General features: G+C 74.2%; 9 protein-coding genes. 3 read left to right on the top strand and 6 right to left on the bottom strand.

The window, feature by feature from the left end; all coding sequences use genetic code 11:
• Positions 1–363 precede the first annotated feature (363 nt).
• Positions 364–3204 carry a glycoside hydrolase family 3 C-terminal domain-containing protein gene (locus DDJ31_RS27525; protein ID WP_127177693.1) on the top strand — a complete coding sequence of 947 codons (2841 nt, stop codon included), beginning with the start codon at positions 364–366 and terminating at the stop codon, positions 3202–3204.
• An 84-nt stretch (positions 3205–3288) separates the two neighbouring features.
• On the opposite strand, the gene DDJ31_RS27520 is transcribed toward DDJ31_RS27525, so the two are convergent.
• From DDJ31_RS27520 to DDJ31_RS27510, 3 genes are all read right to left on the bottom strand, one after another.
• On the bottom strand, positions 3289–4734 hold the full coding sequence (locus tag DDJ31_RS27520) for an aldehyde dehydrogenase family protein (RefSeq protein WP_127177694.1): 1446 nt from the start codon (positions 4732–4734) through the stop codon (positions 3289–3291).
• Positions 4735–4870: 136 nt separating this feature from the next.
• Positions 4871–6457 carry a PucR family transcriptional regulator gene (locus DDJ31_RS27515; RefSeq protein WP_127177695.1) on the bottom strand — a complete coding sequence of 529 codons (1587 nt, stop codon included), beginning with the start codon at positions 6455–6457 and terminating at the stop codon, positions 4871–4873.
• A gap of 778 nt (positions 6458–7235) precedes the next feature.
• Positions 7236–9359: an ATP-binding protein gene (locus DDJ31_RS27510; RefSeq protein WP_127177696.1), complete on the bottom strand. Its 2124-nt coding sequence runs from the start codon at positions 9357–9359 to the stop codon at positions 7236–7238.
• A 270-nt stretch (positions 9360–9629) separates the two neighbouring features.
• Between DDJ31_RS27510 and gabT the strand changes: the two genes are divergently transcribed.
• The gene (gabT, locus tag DDJ31_RS27505; RefSeq protein ID WP_127177697.1) at positions 9630–10964 is read left to right on the top strand and encodes a 4-aminobutyrate--2-oxoglutarate transaminase; all 1335 of its coding nucleotides are present in this window, start codon (positions 9630–9632) and stop codon (positions 10962–10964) included.
• Between the two features lie 448 nt (positions 10965–11412).
• On the top strand, positions 11413–12009 hold the full coding sequence (locus DDJ31_RS27500) for a phosphatase PAP2 family protein (RefSeq protein ID WP_346656271.1): 597 nt from the start codon (positions 11413–11415) through the stop codon (positions 12007–12009).
• Here DDJ31_RS27500 and DDJ31_RS27495 read toward each other — a convergent pair.
• The 3 genes from DDJ31_RS27495 to DDJ31_RS27485 all read right to left on the bottom strand — a co-directional run bounded on the left by DDJ31_RS27495 (position 11997) and on the right by DDJ31_RS27485 (position 15930).
• Positions 11997–13802 carry a chitinase gene (locus DDJ31_RS27495; RefSeq protein WP_127177699.1) on the bottom strand — a complete coding sequence of 602 codons (1806 nt, stop codon included), beginning with the start codon at positions 13800–13802 and terminating at the stop codon, positions 11997–11999. The genes DDJ31_RS27500 and DDJ31_RS27495 overlap by 13 nt on opposite strands.
• 85 nt (positions 13803–13887) lie before the next feature.
• Positions 13888–14343, bottom strand: coding sequence for a hypothetical protein (locus DDJ31_RS27490; protein WP_127177700.1), 456 nt, complete (start codon positions 14341–14343; stop codon positions 13888–13890).
• A gap of 168 nt (positions 14344–14511) precedes the next feature.
• The gene (locus DDJ31_RS27485; RefSeq protein ID WP_127177701.1) at positions 14512–15930 is read right to left on the bottom strand and encodes an NAD(P)/FAD-dependent oxidoreductase; all 1419 of its coding nucleotides are present in this window, start codon (positions 15928–15930) and stop codon (positions 14512–14514) included.
• Positions 15931–15940: the final 10 nt, after the last annotated feature.

Raw genomic sequence — 15940 nt, 5'->3', positions numbered from 1 at the left:
ACCCTTCATGGCGCACCAGGACACCCGGCGGTGGGGACGTCGGCTGCGGTGTCGTGAGTGGAACTGCTGAGCCGAAGCGGTCCTCCGACGTCTGTGCCGGGACACGCACCCTGTGCGGTGGCCACCCAGGAGTCGAAGCGCTTCGATGTTGCTGCGAGGTTAAGTGAAGGGCAAGGGGCGCACAAGGGTCGCTCCCAAGATTCCTCCGAGGTGTGCGGGTTTGGCGCGCGTTCATATGAGGCTTGCGATGCCGGGAAAAGTCGGAGGTGTTGCGGGGGGATGTCTTGACACCCGGTGGTCCGTCGAATGAGCATCGAAGCGCTTCGAAAGAGTTCCGACGCTCCATCGCAAGGGGACCCTCACGTGACCGCACAGACGCCGCCCACGCCGCCGTTCCGCGATCCGCGGCTGCCGTTCGCGAAGCGCATCGACGACCTGCTGGCCCGGCTCACGCCCGCCGAGAAGGTCTCCTTCCTGCACCAGTACACGCCCGCCGTCGACCGCCTGGGCATCGCCGCGTTCCGCACCGGCCAGGAGGCCCTGCACGGGGTGGCGTGGATGGGCCCGGCGACGGTGTTCCCGCAGGCCGTCGGCCTCGGCACGACCTGGAACACCGACCTGGTGCGCCGGATCGGCGAGGCCGTCGGACGCGAGGCCCGCGCGATGCGCGCGCACGACGACCGGGTCGGCCTGAACGTCTGGTCCCCCACCGTCAACCTGCTGCGCCACCCGCTGTGGGGCCGCAACGAGGAGGGCTACTCCGAGGACCCCCGGCTGACCTCCGCCATCGCGACGGCGTACACCCGCGGCCTGCGCGGCGACCACCCGGTGTACTGGCGCACCGCGCCGGTCCTCAAGCACTGGCTGGCCCACAACAACGAGCGGGACCGGGACACGTCGTCGAGCACGGTACGGCCCCGGGTACTGCACGAGTACGACCTGCGGGCCTTCAAGGAGACCGTCGAGGCGGGCGCGGTGGCCGGGGTGATGCCGGCCTACAACCTGGTCAACGGCCGCCCCAACCACGTCTCGCCGTATCTGCGCGAGCAGTTGCGGACCTGGACCGACCAGGAGCTGCTGGTCTGCTCGGACGCCGGGGCGCCCTCCAACCTGGTCGACTCCGAGCACTACTTCGACACCCACGAGGAGGCGACGGCGGCGGCCCTGCGGGCGGGCGTGGACAGCTTCACCGACCACGGCACGGACTCCTCGCACATCGTCGCCCGCGTCCAAGGCGCCCTCGATCAGGGCCTGTTGACCGAGGCCGACCTCGACACGGCGGTGCGCAGACAGCTCGCCGTGCGGCTGCGGCTCGGGGAGTTCGACCCGGGCGAGGACCCGTACCGGGACGACGCGGCCTTCGACACCCCCGCGCACCGGGCGCTCGCGCGGGAGGCCGCCGAGCAGGCCATCGTGCTGCTGCGCAACGACGGACTGCTGCCGCTCGCCCCCGACACCCGGGTCGCGGTGGTCGGACTCCTCGCCGACGAGTGCAAACTCGACTGGTACAGCGGCACGTTGATCCACCGCAGCACCCCGCTGGAGGGCCTGTACGAGCGGTTCGGCGCCGACCGCGTCACCTTCGCCGAGGGCGTCGACCGCGTCCGCCTCAGGACCGCCGCCGGCACCTTCCTGCACGTGCCCGCCGCCCCCGACGCCCCCGAGGAGACCCGCGGCGCGGACGGCGCCCTGGACCCCGCGCTGCTCGCGGGCCGCACCGACCTGCCGCCGCTGACCACCGACGCCACCGGCACCGAACTCGCCCTGATCGGCTGGGGCGACGGCGTCTGGACCCTGCGCGCGCCCGACGGCCGCTACCTCTCGGTCGCCGACGACGGCCTGGTGCGCGCCTCCGCCGACCAGCCGGGCGGCTGGGTCGTCCAGGAGACGTTCCGTCTCGAACCCCACGCGGGCGGCCACCTCCTCCGGCACCTCGGTACGGGTCGTCCCGTGTCAGTCGCCGCCGAGGGCGTGCGGGTTGCCGACGAGCGGCCCGAGGTCTTCGAGATCGTGGTCGTCGAGCGCGGCGAGGACGCGGTGGCCCGCGCCGCGGGGGCGGCGGACGTGGTCGTGGTGGTCGCGGGCAACGACCCGCACATAGGCGGCCGGGAGACCGAGGACCGTTCGACGCTGCGGCTGCCCGAGCACCAGCGGCGGCTGCTGCGGGCGGCGCGGGCCGCGAACCCGCGCACCGTCCTCGCGCTGGTGTCGGCCTACCCGTACACCGTCGAGACGCCCGCGCCGCCCGCCGTGCTGTGGACCGCGCACGGCGGGCAGGCCGCGGGCACCGCGCTGGCCCGGGTCCTCGCCGGTGACGTCTCCCCCGCCGGGCGGCTGCCGCAGACCTGGTACGGGAGCGACGCCGACCTGCCCGACCTCCTCGACTACGACGTGATCGGCGGCCGGCAGACCTACCTCTACTTCGAGGGGAGCCCGCTGTTCCCGTTCGGACACGGCCTCTCCTACACGACGTTCGGCTACGCGGACCTGTCGGCCCGGGTCGACGACGGCAGCGTCCGGGTGTCCTTCACGGTGACCAACGCCGGGGACGTCACCGCCGACGAGGTCGCCCAGCTCTACACGCGGGCGGTGGCGGGGTCGGTGCCCCGGCCGCGCCGCGAACTGCTCGCGCACCGCAGGATCACCCTGGCCCCCGGCGCCCGGACCGCGCTCGCCTTCGACGTCCCGCTCTCCGCCTTCGCGTTCTGGGACGTGGCCAGGGGCGACTGGCGCCTGGAGCCGGGTCCTTACGAACTGCTGGTGGGCGCGTCGAGCGAGGACATCAGGCTGCGCACGACGGTGCCGCTGGAGGGAACTCCCGCCGCCCCGCGGCCCGTTCTGCGCCGGGGCCTGGACGCGGCCGACTTCGACGAGCAGAGCGGCGCGGCGATCGTCGACCGGAGCAGGACGGCGGGCGACGCGGTGACGCCCGCGTCCGGCCGCAGCGCCGAACTCGTCTTCCGTGCCTGCGACTTCGAGGACGGTGCCACCGAGGTCGGCGCCGCGCTGGCCGGCGAGGGCACCCTCGAACTCGCCCTGGACGGCGGCCCGGTGCTCGCCTCGCTCACCCTGAGGCCGGACGAGCCGCGCGGCCCCTACGACTACACCACCGTCCGCGCCGGGATCGTCGCCGAAGGAGTGCGCGACGTCCGGCTGAGGCTGCGCGGCCCGCTGCGGCTCGCGCACGTCGGCTTCTCCGGCTGAGGGTCCGGGGCCGCCGACGCGAGAAGGGGCCCGGCACCCGCTGGGCAGCGGTGCCGGGCCCCTTCGAGAACGGGTCGACCGGGGTCAGAGGTCGATGCCGGTGAGGACCATGACGCGCTCGTAGGTGTAGTCGTCCATCGCGAACCTGACGCCCTCGCGGCCGACGCCCGACTGCTTGGCGCCGCCGTACGGCATCTGGTCGGCGCGGTAGGACGGCACGTCGCCGACGATCACACCGCCGACCTCGAGCGCCCGGTGGGCACGGAACGCGGCCTGCAGGTCATGGGTGAACACCCCTGCCTGGAGGCCGTACTTGGAGTCGTTGACGGCGGCGAACGCCTCCGCCTCGCCGTCCACCTTGACGATGCTCAGGACCGGCCCGAAGACCTCCTCGCGGGCGAGGGTGGTGTCGGCGGGCAGGTCGGTGAGGACGGTCGGCGTGTAGCTCGCGCCGTCCCGCTCGCCACCGGTGAGCAGCTCGGCCCCGGCGCCGACCGCCTCCGACACCCACGACTCGACGCGCCGCGCCGCGTCCTCGCTGACCAGCGGTCCCACGTCGGTCTTCGGGTCGGACGGGTCGCCGGTGACCTGGGCCTCGACGGCGGCGACGATGCGCGGCACCAGCCGGTCGTGGACGGCCGCGTCGACGATCACCCGCTGCACCGAGATGCAGGACTGGCCGCCCTGGTAGTTCGAGAAGGTCGCGATGCGGGTGGCGGCCCAGTCGAGGTCGGCGTCGCTCGCCCAGTCGGCGAGGACCACGGCCGCGCCGTTGCCGCCCAGTTCCAGGGTGCAGTGCTTGCGCGGCACCGAGTCCATGATCGCGTAGCCGACCTTCTCCGACCCGGTGAAGGAGATCACCGGCAGCCGCTCGTCCTTGACCAGGGCGGGCATCTTGTCGTTGGCGACCGGCAGGATGCTCCACGACCCGGCGGGCAGCTCCGTCTCGGCGAGCAGGTCGCCGATGATCAGGCCGGAGAGCGGGGTGGCGGGAGCGGGCTTCAGGATGATCGGGACGCCGGCCGCGATCGCCGGGGCGATCTTGTGGGCGCAGAGGTTCAGCGGGAAGTTGAACGGCGCGATGCCCAGCACGACGCCCTTCGGGAAGCGGCGGGTGAGGGCGAGCCTGCCCTGGCCGCCCGCGTCGGTGTCGAGGCGCTGCGCCTCGCCGCCGTTGAACCGCCTGGCCTCCTCGGCGGCGAACCGGAACACCGAGACCGCGCGGCCGACCTCGCCGCGGGCCCACTTGACGGGCTTGCCGTTCTCGGCCGAGATGAGCTGCGCGAACTCCTCGGTGCGCTCGACGAGTCGCCGGCTGACGTGGTCGAGGGCGGCGGCGCGGACGTGCGCCGGGGTCGCGGCGAACTCCTCGCGCACCGCGTGGGCGGCGGCCACGGCCTCCTCGACCTGGGCGTCCGTCGGGACGGACACCGTGCCGACGAGACGTCCGTCCCACGGGGAGGTGACGTCGAAGGTGTCCTCGCCGGTGGCCTGGCGGCCGGCGAGCCAGAAGGCGTAGCTGGAAGTCATGTGCGAGTCCCGGCCCTTCCACGTTGGGGGGTGTGCTTGCGGTTGCCCGGTCCACGGTAGGCGCGCGGCGGCGCGGACGCGTTTGTCCGGGGTGTAGCAGTGCCGGTGGCGCGCACTCCAGATAGGCGGGAAGCCGTCACGCGGTGCCGCCGGCCGTCTTCAACGCGAGCCACAGCTCCATCCGGACGTCCGCGTCGTCGAGGGAGCGGCCGAGGATCTCCTCGACCCGGCGCATCCGGTAGCGCAGGGTGTGCCGGTGCACGCCCAGGTCGGCGGCGGCCGCGTCCCACTGGCCGTGCCGGGAGAGCCAGGCCCGCAGGGAGTCGACCAGGTCGCCGCGGCCGGTCGCGTCGTGCTCGTAGAGCGGGCGCAGCAGCCCGTCGGCGAAGGCCCGCACCGCGTCGTCGGCGAGCAGCGGCAGCACCGAGCCGGCGGCGAGCTGCTCGTGCTCCACGCAGACCCGGCCGCGCCGCCTGGCCACCGACAGCGCCTGCTCGGCCTGTCGGTGCCCGGCCGCCGCGGCGACCGGGCCGACCGGCGCGGAAACGCCCACGACGAGCGTGTCCTCGTCGGCCGCGGGCCGCTCCCCGGCCGCCCTGGCCGCCTCCAGCGCCGTCGCGTAGGTGGCGCAGGCGGTGAGCGCGGCGCCCCCGTCGGCGGCGAGCACCACGAGCCGCGCGCCGCCCGGGACCACGAGGAGCGGCTCCCCGGCGCGCGCGGCGGCGGACTCGACGGCCTCGGTGAGCCCGGCCAGCGGATCGCCGCCCGAGGCGCGGGCGGTCCCCGGCTCGGCGAGGACGATCCGGAACGGCGCGTCCAGGAGCCCGCCGTACAGGTCGCCGGCGACCGCGCGCGCGGGGTCGGGCTGGCCGGCGAGCAGCATGTGCAGCACGGCCTCGCCGATCCGCTGCTCGGCGGCCTGGAGCGAGCGGGACCGTTCGGTGGTGAGGGTCAGCAGCGCGATCGCGGAGTGGACGGCGTACCGCTCGGCGGTGCCGAGGGTGGCCGCGGTGCCGACGGCGAGCGCGGCGCGCGGACGGCGTCCGGTGCCGAGCGAGTGCAGTTCGACGCGGTCCTCGCCGGCGGGGCCGCCCACCACGGCGGAGGCCGGGGCGGGCCGCTCCCGCAGCCGTTCCACGTCGGCGGTGAGCCTGGCGGCCCGCCGTCCGGCCCACTCGGGCGCGGTTGCGACGACGGCGCCGGACGCATCGTAGAGCGCCGCCCAGCCGTCGACCTGGGAGGCGAGCGCGGCGAGCAGCCCGTCGGGGCCTTCGGTGAGGGCCTGCCTGGTCAGTTCGCGCTGGGCGGCGAATCCCGCGGTGACCGCCTGGTACTGCTCGGCGGCGATCCCGGCGGAGACGGCCTTGCTGATGGCGAGGAACGGCGTCCTGCGCGGCACTTCGAGGAGCGGGAGGTGCTGGTCGCGGGCCGCGTCGACGAGCGCGCCCGGGATCTCCTCGTAGTGCACCCCGACGGCGAACCCGAGCCCGACGACGCCCGCCCCGACCAGCCGCTTCACGTAGCGGCGCATGGCCTCGGGATCCTCGGCGTCCAGCTTGAGCGCGGTGATCAGCAGCAGCTCGCCGCCCTCCATGTAGGGCACCGGATCGGCCAGCTCGCTGGCGTGCGCCCAGCGGACGGACACATCCAGCCGGTCCGCACCGGCGCGCACGGTCAGCTTGAGCGCGGTGTGGTGGACGAGCGAGGCGAGCGTCGGGGGCATGGGGCCTTCAGGGACGTCGGGAGGGGGCGGGCGGCAGCGGGCGCTCGGATCACCGCCGGACGGCGGTGGTGGTGGCGGCCGGGGTGATCCTTTGTCCGCCGCGTATGAACGGACCCTTCCGATTCTGCCTCACCGTACGAGGCGAACACGCCCGACGGCTCGCGCCGGGGCGGGCTGGGCTGGGCCGGGGCGAGTCGGGCTGGGCCGGGGCGGGCGGGCCGGACCGGGAGGTCTCGACCGGGCTGGGTCGCGCCGGGCCGCGCTGGGGCGGGCCGGGCCGCGCTGGGGCGGGCCGGGCCGCGCTGGGGCGGGCCGGGCCGCGCTGGGGCGGGCCCGACCTGGACGGGTCGCGCCGAGCCGCGCCGGACCGAGCCGGGCCGGGCCGGGCCGGGCCGAGCCAGGCCGGACCGAGCCAGGCCGGACCGAGCCTGCCCGGACCGAGCCAGACCGGACCGAGCCGGACCGAGCCGAGCCGGACCGAGCCAGACCAAGCCGGGCCTCCCCGGATCGGACCGGGCGGTCCCGACCTGAACGGGCCGCGCCGCGCCGGGCCGCGCTGGGTCGGGCCCGACCTGAACGGGTCGCGCCGAGCCGCGCCGGACCGAGCCGGACCGAGCCGAGCCGGACCGAGCCAGACCAAGCCGGGCCTCCCCGGATCGGACCGGGCGGTCCCGACCTGAACGGGCCGCGCCGCGCCGGGTCGCGCTGGGTCGGGCCGGACCGAGCCGAGCCGCGCCGGACCGAGCCGCGCCCCACGGCCCCGGCCCCCTCCCCCGTCTCAGCCCCGCAGGTCGACCAGCAGTGGTGGGGCGTGCTCGCCTGTCACCGTCGTCAGGGAGAGCACCGCGTGGCCGGGCGGCACCCCGTGGGCCAGTTCGGACGCCGACCAGCGCTCCCGTTCCACCTGCCGCACGGTCACGGCCCGCGCGGTCGGCGCCTTGCCGGTGATCACCCGGCGCAGCATGTGGACGGCCTTGCCCGCCGGGGTCTCGGCGATGATCTGGCGGTCGGTGACGTCCCGTGCCTCGATCCACTCCTTGCCCCAGACCTCGGCGAAGTCCTGGCCGTCCCAGGGGGTGAGCCCGGAGAGCGCCATCCGGCAGCCGGTGGCGCCGAGCAGCGGTCCGCGCAGCGGGCGCGGCACGTCGTCCAGGGTGCGCAGGGTGAGGACGGCGCCCGCGTTGGCGGACCGCAGCCGCTGGATGCCGCGCACCGCCTCGGGCGTCACCACCGCGGAGGCGTCGTCGAGCACCAGGCAGGCGAAGAGGGACCGGTCCTCGCGGGCCGCGACGCTCGCCGTGAACTGGGCGAGCACCAGCCGGGCCAGCATCCGGGAGGCGTCCGCGTGCCCGCGTTCGGGCAGGTCGACGCGGACCCGCACGGGGTGGTCGAGGGCGGTGAGGGAGAAGGGGCGGGAGCGTCCCGAGGTGTCGAAGAAACCGGCGAAGGCGGGCCGGTCGAGGAGCGCCACCCGGTCGGCGAGCACCGCCGCGACGTCACCCGGCTGCCGCGCCTGCCGCTCCCTCGCGTCCAGCTCGCGCAGCAGCGACTCGTGCCCGGATCCCTGGAGCCCGGTGCGCAGCGCGTCCCAGGGTCCTGGCGCCATGTCGAGGAGCTGACGCAGCTCGGGCACCGAGGGGAACCGGCTGTGGACCGCGCGGAACGGCCCGAGGAGCTGGGCGAGGACGGTGGTGGAGCGGCGGCTGTCGCCGCTGGGGTGCGGGTCGGTGAGGTCGCCGACGAGCGCCTCGGCGAGGACGGCCGCGGCCTCGTCGGGGTCGCCGGTGCCGCCGTAGAGGTCGAGGTCGTACTCCGAGTCGGGGTTCCCGATCCGGACGACGACGTCGTACGCGTCGGCCGGTCCGAGCCCGGCGCCCGCCGCGCCGACCACCACGACGGCGGCCCGTCCCGCGAGGGCGTTCAGGCACAGCGACTCGGCGAGCGGCCTGACCACCGCGCCGGTCTTGCCCGACCCCGGCGGGCCGACGGCCAGCAGCGAGGTGCCGAGCAGATCGGGGCCGAGGCCGAGCCCCGCGCCCCGGTAGGCGTACGGGTTGCGGGCGTCGTCGGCGGTGGCGCCGAGCCGTACCTGCCCGGTGACCAGGTCGTGGCTGGCCAGCCTGGCGGGCAGGTCGCGGGCGCCCGACGGGTGGGCGCAGGCGGCGGCGCCGTCCTTGAGGACGGCACCGGTGAAGGTGGCGAGCGGGTGCCGCCCGGTGCGGACGCCCTGCCAGGCCCGGGAGATCCGGGCGTGGTCGACGTCCCGCATGAGCCCGGCGCGGGCGTCGCCCGCGAGGCGGTCGGCGGCGTCGGTGGCGCCCGCGGCCCGCAGCTGGGGCCATTCGGCGGGGTCCTCGGCGGGGGCGGGCGGGGGTTCGGCGCGGGGGGCGGTGCGGGTCCAGGCGGGCGGTCCGAAGCGGCGCCAGATCTCGCCCCAGCGGCCGAGCCGGCCGACGCCGACCAGGATGACGAGCGCGATCAGGACGTAGTAGGCGTAGACGACCACGACGGAGGCGACGCTGTGCGGCTGGGCCCAGGAGTCGGGGATCATCGCGTAGAGGGGCAGCAGCCACCAGCCGCCGAGGTAGCCGTTCCAGAGCAGCGACCAGATCAGCCAGCCCACCAGGAACGCGATGACCGCGCCGCTGAACAGCTGGCGGGCCGGGACGACCTCGGGTTCCTCCTCGGGCCTGGCCCGGTGGGCGAACCGCCACACCCCCGGCAGCGCCTCAGGCCGCGGTGTCCGCAGCCAGGTCAGGAACGCCGTGCCGTCCGGTCGGGGAGGTGGCGCCTGTTCGGCCGGTGGCCTCGGGGGCATCGCCGGGATCAGGGGAGGCCCGGCCGGACGCAGTACCGGGTTCGCCTGTGTGCCCCGCGCGTCCTGCGTCCCGTCGCTGTCCATCGCGTCCGCTCCCCTGACCAGCCGTTCCGTCCACCGCCTGCGGCCAATCTAACGCCCCGGCAAGGGGAGTTCACCGTTTACGCGGCCGGGATGGGCGCAGCGCGCGACCGCCCTGCTATGTCCACGGCGGACAACGCGACCCGCCGACAACGCCCACATGGAGCATGCCCACCTCCCTTTCCCCGCCCTAGCCTGCGAGAAAAGAACGCAAGCGTCCGAAAAGGCACCGCCCCGGAACCGTCCGGAACGCACGATCTCAGGGAGCCCCCCATGACCGCACTTCCGCAGGAGCGCCGGCTCGTCACCGCCATCCCCGGCCCGAAGTCGCAGGAACTCCAGGCCCGCCGCGCCGCCGCGGTGGCGCAGGGCGTGGGTTCGGTGCTGCCCGTCTTCACGGCCCGCGCGGGCGGCGGGATCATCGAGGACGTCGACGGCAACCGGCTGATCGACTTCGGTTCCGGCATCGCCGTGACCAGCGTCGGCGCCTCCGCCGAGGCCGTCGTCCGGCGGGCCGCCGCGCAGCTCGCCGACTTCACCCACACCTGTTTCATGGTCACCCCCTACGAGGGGTACGTGGCGGTCGCCGAGGCGCTGTCCGAGCTGACCCCGGGCGACCACGCGAAGAAGTCCGCCCTGTTCAACTCGGGCGCCGAGGCCGTCGAGAACGCGGTGAAGATCGCCCGCGCCTACACCAAGCGCCAGGCGGTCGTCGTCTTCGACCACGGCTACCACGGCCGCACCAACCTGACGATGGCGCTGACCGCGAAGAACATGCCGTACAAGAACGGCTTCGGGCCGTTCGCGCCCGAGGTGTACCGGGTGCCGGTGGCCTACGGCTACCGCTGGCCGACGGGTGCCGAGCACGCGGGTCCCGAGGCCGCCGCGCAGGCCATCGACCAGATCAGCAAGCAGGTCGGCGCGGACAACGTGGCCGCGATCATCATCGAGCCGGTGCTCGGCGAGGGCGGCTTCATCGAGCCGGCGAAGGGCTTCCTGCCGGCGATCAGCCGGTTCGCGAAGGACAACGGCATCGTCTTCGTCGCGGACGAGATCCAGTCCGGGTTCTGCCGCACGGGCCAGTGGTTCGCCTGCGAGGACGAGGGCATCGTCCCCGACCTGATCACGACGGCGAAGGGCATCGCGGGCGGTCTGCCGCTGGCCGCGGTGACCGGCCGCGCCGAGATCATGGACGCCGCGCACGCCGGCGGCCTCGGCGGCACCTACGGCGGCAACCCGGTGGCCTGCGCCGGTGCGCTGGGCGCCATCGAGACGATGAAGGAGCTCGACCTCAACGCGCGGGCGAAGCACATCGAGTCGGTCATGAAGGGCCGCCTGACCGCGATGGCGGAGAAGTTCGACGTCATCGGCGACATCCGGGGCCGCGGCGCGATGATCGCCGTCGAGCTGGTCAAGGACCGGGCCACCAAGGAGCCGGACGCGGCGACGACCGCCGCCGTGGCCAAGGCCTGCCACCAGGAGGGGCTGCTGGTCCTGACCTGTGGCACCTACGGCAACGTGCTGCGGTTCCTGCCGCCGCTGGTGATCGGCGACGACCTGCTGAACGAGGGCCTCGACATCATCGAGCAGGCCTTCGCGGCCGGCTGAGGCACCCCGGCACCCTCTGCCGCAGCCCGCCCGGGGTACCGCGGCGGGCTGCGGCAGAGGGTGTGAAGAAGGTGTGCGAGGTAGATGGCGGGACGCGGTTGCGGCTGTCGCGGGCCTCGCGGCTGTCGTAAGTTCTTCCCAGATGAGAGATACACCCCGCCCACAGGGGACTGTGGGCGACAACAGGTCGGAGCCTCCCCAGCCTCGACCTGGCCGTGCCCTCGCGCACACACCCGGAGTCTCCGGCTCCGGTTCTCCTCACCGATCGGACAGTCGCTCACCCCAAACCCCCCGGGGTGGGCGTCGATCCGGTCCGGTCGGCCGCCCCGGAACCACCCCCCCTGTTCCGGGGCGGCCGACCTCCTCTCCCCCTCTTCGCAGCCGCCTCCGGCTCCTCGGGCTTCTCGGGTTTTCCGCCCTGCTCCTCGCGCTGATCACCTGGCAGGTCGTGGCCGACGGCCCCCTGCTCCGCCTCGACGAGCGGGTCGACGCCGCGCTCCTGCACCCCGACCGGCCCTCCGAACTCCTCTCCGACCTGGGCAATGTCCAGATCGCGATCCCGGTGCTCGTGACCGTCCTCGGCCTGGTCGCCCTGCGCGGCCGGTCCTCCGGTACAGACCACTGGTGGCTGCCGCCCCTCGCGGGCGCCGTGCCGATGGCGCTGGTCCCGGCACTGGTCGTACCGCTCAAGGTGTGGACCGACCGCCAGGGCACCCCCGCGGTACCGCCCGCGACCGGCTACTTCCCGTCAGGACACACGGCGACGGCGGCCGTCGCCTACGGCGCCGCCACCCTGCTGCTCCTTCCCCACCTGCGGACGCCCGCCGCCCGGCGGGCCCTGTGCTGCGGGTGCGCGGCCCTGGTCCTCGCGGTCTCCTACGGCCTGGTCCGCCGGGGCTACCACTGGCCCCTCGACGTGGTCGCGAGCTGGTGCCTGGCCACGATGCTGCTGACCCTGACGGCGCTCGCCCTCGGCCGGATCGACAGGACCGGCCGAGGGCGCGGAGCCGGGCGGCGGGACGCCGCGACCGGTCAGCCGAAGTAGCCGTCGAACATCCGCTGGAACTCCCAGCCCGCGAACCGGTCCCAGTTGACCGACCACGTCATCAGGCCGCGCAGCGCCGGCCAGGTGCCGTGCGGGGTGTAGGTGCCGCAGCCGGTGCGCTTCGTCAGGCAGTCGAGCGACTTGGTGACCTCGGCGGGGGCCACGTACCCGTTGCCCGCGTTGACCGACGCGGGCATGCCGATGGCGACCTGGTCGGGACGGAGCGGCGGGAAGACGTTGTCCGGGTCGCCCGCCACCGGGAAGCCGGTGAGGAGCATGTCGGTCATGGCGGTGTGGAAGTCGGCGCCGCCCATCGAGTGGTACTGGTTGTCGAGGCCCATGATCGGGCCCGAGTTGTAGTCCTGGACGTGCAGCAGGGTGAGGTCGTCGCGCAGGGCGTGGATGACGGGCAGATAGGCGCCGCATCGCGGGTCCTGGCCGCCCCACTTGCCGGTGCCGTAGTACTGGTAGCCCATCTGGACGAAGAAGGTCTCCGGGGCCATGGTCAGCACGAACCGGGCGCCGTACCTGGCCTTCAGGGTCTTCAGGGCGGAGATCAGGTTGACGACGACGGGGGTGGTCGGGTTCCTGAAGTCGGTGTCGCCGGTGTTCAGGGAGAGCGAGTGGCCCTCGAAGTCGATGTCGAGGCCGTCGAGGCCGTACTCGTCGATGATCTTCGAGACGGAGGAGACGAAGGTGTCGCGGGCCGCGGTGGTGGTCAGCTGGACCTGGCCGTTGGCGCCGCCGATGGAGATCAGCACCTTCTTGCCCGCCGCCTGTTTGGCCTTGATCGCGGCCTTGAAGTCGGCGTCGCTCTCCACGGTCGGGCACTCGGTGACCGGGCAGCGGTCGAAGCGGATGTCGCCCGAGGTGACCGAGGTGGGTTCGCCGAAGGCCAGGTCGATGACGTCCCAGCTGTCGGGGACGTCGGCCAGGCGGGTGTAGCCGGAGCCGTTGGCGAAACTGGCGTGCAGATAGCCGACCAGGGCGTGCGCGGGGAGGCCGGACGATCCGCCGTCGCCGCCGCCTGAGCCGGTGGCCGTGGTGGCCGTGACGGTGGCCGACCGGGCGGACTCGCCCGTGTCGTTGGTGGCGGTGACCTGGAAGGAGTAGGCGGTGGCGGCCGTGAGGCCGGTGACGGTGGCCGAAGTGCCGCCTGCCGTCTGGGTCTTGACGCCGTCGCGGTAGACGGCGTAGCCGGTGGCGCCCGGGACCGCCGTCCAGGAGAGGGCGACGCTGGTGGAGGTGACCGTGCCGGTGCGTAGGCCGGTCGGGGCGGCGGGCGGCTGGCCCGCGTCGACTCCCGGGCCCGTCAGGGTGAGGTCGTCGGCGTAGTAGGCGCCGGTGCCGTACCAGCCGTGCGTGTAGATGGTGACGCTGCTGGTGGCGGGGCCGGTGCGGAAGGTCGTGGTGAGCCGCTGCCAGTCGGGGGCCGACTGGGTCCAGGTGGAGACGTCCGTGGTGCCGGTGCCGCTCGCGCCGAGGTAGACGTAGGAGCCGCGGACGTAGCCGCTCAGCGTGTACTGCGAGTCGGGGCGCACGGTGACCCGCTGCGCGCACTGGGCGTTGTCGCTGCCGGCCGGGGTCGCCCGCAGCGCGGAACCGCCGCTGTGCACAGGGGTGTTGACGGTGGTGCCCGCCGGGCAGGTCCAGCCGTCGAGACCGGTCTCGAAGCCTCCGTTCCTCGCGAGGTCCGCGTCGGCCGCACGGGCGGCCGACGAGAGCGCGGTGATGCCGGGCACGGCCAGCAGAGCGGCCGTCAGCACGGCGAGGACAGGTCTGAAGCGATCCACAAGTGCCTCCGGGCATGGGGGAATTGGAGGGGTGGAGCGCGCCCAATTTGGTCCAGACCAATCCTGTTGTCAAGACCTCACGCGGTCACCCCGCACCTCCCTCCCCGGCCAGTCCCGCCGCCGCCTCGTGCATCGCCAGCTCCAGCAGCGCCGGATCGGTGAGGGTTCCCGAGCCGTCGGGCACGACCAGCCAGCGCACCCCGCCGGTGGACCGCCCCGGGTACGGCACCACGATCCAGGTGCCCGACCCGGCGGTGCGGATACCGGTGCCGAGCCACCGCGCGGCGGTGCCCGGCGGCACGAAGAAACCCATCCGGGCGTCGCCGAAGTCGACCAGCACCGGGCCGGGCCGGTCGATGACCCGGGTGAGCACGTCGAGCGTCGGATAGCCCAGCGTGGCCGGCAGGATCAGCACGTCCCAGGCCTTGCCCGCGGGCAGCAGCGCCACCCCGAGCGGATTGCGCTCCCACTCCCACCGGCACGCCCCGGGCTCGGGCGCCACCGAGGCCAGCCACTCGACGGCCGTCTTCTCCCCAGTCATGAGGGGACCTCCCTTGTCTCACGTCGACGCGGTCGCGTCACGGGAGAGAGGGAGGTCCCGGGTCGATCATTACGCGGGTTGCGGCATCCCGTGAGGGTGAACCGGATCACACTCGACGATCCAGCCGCCGTCCCGTGGTCCCGTGGTCCCGTCGTCCCGCCGTACGGGTCAGCTGTCGAAGCCGAGGCCCATCCGGTCCATCGTGCGCAGCCACAGGTTGCGGCGGCCGTCGTGGCTGTCCGCGTGGGCCAGCGACCACTTGGTGAGGGCGATGCCGGTCCAGGCGAACGGCTCCGGCGGGAACGGCAGCGGCTTCCTGCGGACCATCTCCAGCCGGGTGCGCTCGGTGTCCGCGCCGTCCAGCAGGTCCAGCATCACGTCCGCGCCGAACCGGGTGGCGCCCACCCCGAGCCCGGTGAACCCGGCCGCGTAGGCGACGCCGCCGCGGTGGGCGGTGCCGAAGAAGGCGGAGAAGCGCGAGCAGGTGTCGATCGCGCCGCCCCACGCGTGCGAGAAGCGGACGCCCTCCAGTTGCGGGAAGCAGGTGAAGAAGTGCCCGGCGAGCTTGGCGTAGGTCTCCGGGCGGTCGTCGTACTCGGCGCGCACCCGGCCGCCGTACGGGTAGACCGCGTCGTAGCCGCCCCACAGGATGCGGTTGTCGGCGGAGAGCCTGAAGTAGTGGAACTGGTTGGCCGAGTCGCCGAGGCCCTGCCGGTTCCGCCAGCCGATCGAGGCCAGTTGGCCCTCGGTGAGCGGCTCGGTCATCAGGGCGTAGTCGTAGACCGGGACGGTGTAGGCGCGCACCCGCTTGATCAGGTTCGGGAAGATGTTGGTGCCGAGCGCGACCTTGCGGGCCAGGACCGAGCCGTACGGGGTGCGGACGGCGAGACCGGCGCCGTGCCCGCGCAGGGCGAGGGCGGGGGTGTGCTCGTAGACGCGGACGCCGAGCCGGACGCAGGCCGCCTTCAGGCCCCAGACCAGCTTGGCCGGGTTGAGCATGGCGACGCCCCTGCGGTCCCACAGGCCCGCCTGGAAGGTCGGCGAGTCGACCTGGTCGCGGACCGCGTCGGCGTCCAGGTACTCGACGCCGTCGGCGAGGCCGGCCCGCTCGCTCTCCTCGTACCACGCGCGCAGCTCGCGGGCCTGGTAGGGCTCGGTCGCCACGTCGATCTCACCGGTGCGCTCGAAGTCGCAGTCGATGCCGTGGCGGGCGACGGCCGCCTCGATCTCGTCGAGGTTGCGGGCGCCCAGCTCCTGGAGGCGGTGGATCTCCCCCGGCCAGCGGGCGAGGCCGTTGGGCAGGCCGTGGGTGAGGGAGGCGGCGCAGAAACCGCCGTTGCGGCCGGAGGCGGCCCAGCCCACCTCGCGGCCCTCCAGCAGGACGACGTCCCTGGCCGGGTCGCGCTCCTTCGCGATCAGCGCCGTCCACAGGCCGCTGTACCCGCCGCCGACGACCAGCAGGTCGCAGGATTCGGCGGCGGTGAGCGCGGGTTCGGGGCGGGGCCTGCCGGGGTCGTCGAGCCAGTACGGCACGGGCTGCGCTTCGGAAAGGGATTCGGTCCAACGGGTCATGGCGCTCGGGGCCATGATTTCAACT

The sequence above is a fragment of the Streptomyces griseoviridis genome, from assembly GCF_005222485.1.
Lineage (GTDB): Bacteria > Actinomycetota > Actinomycetes > Streptomycetales > Streptomycetaceae > Streptomyces > Streptomyces hintoniae.
The sequence above is the reverse complement of the archived record's forward strand: the minus strand, read 5'-3'. Positions and strand labels throughout refer to the sequence as shown.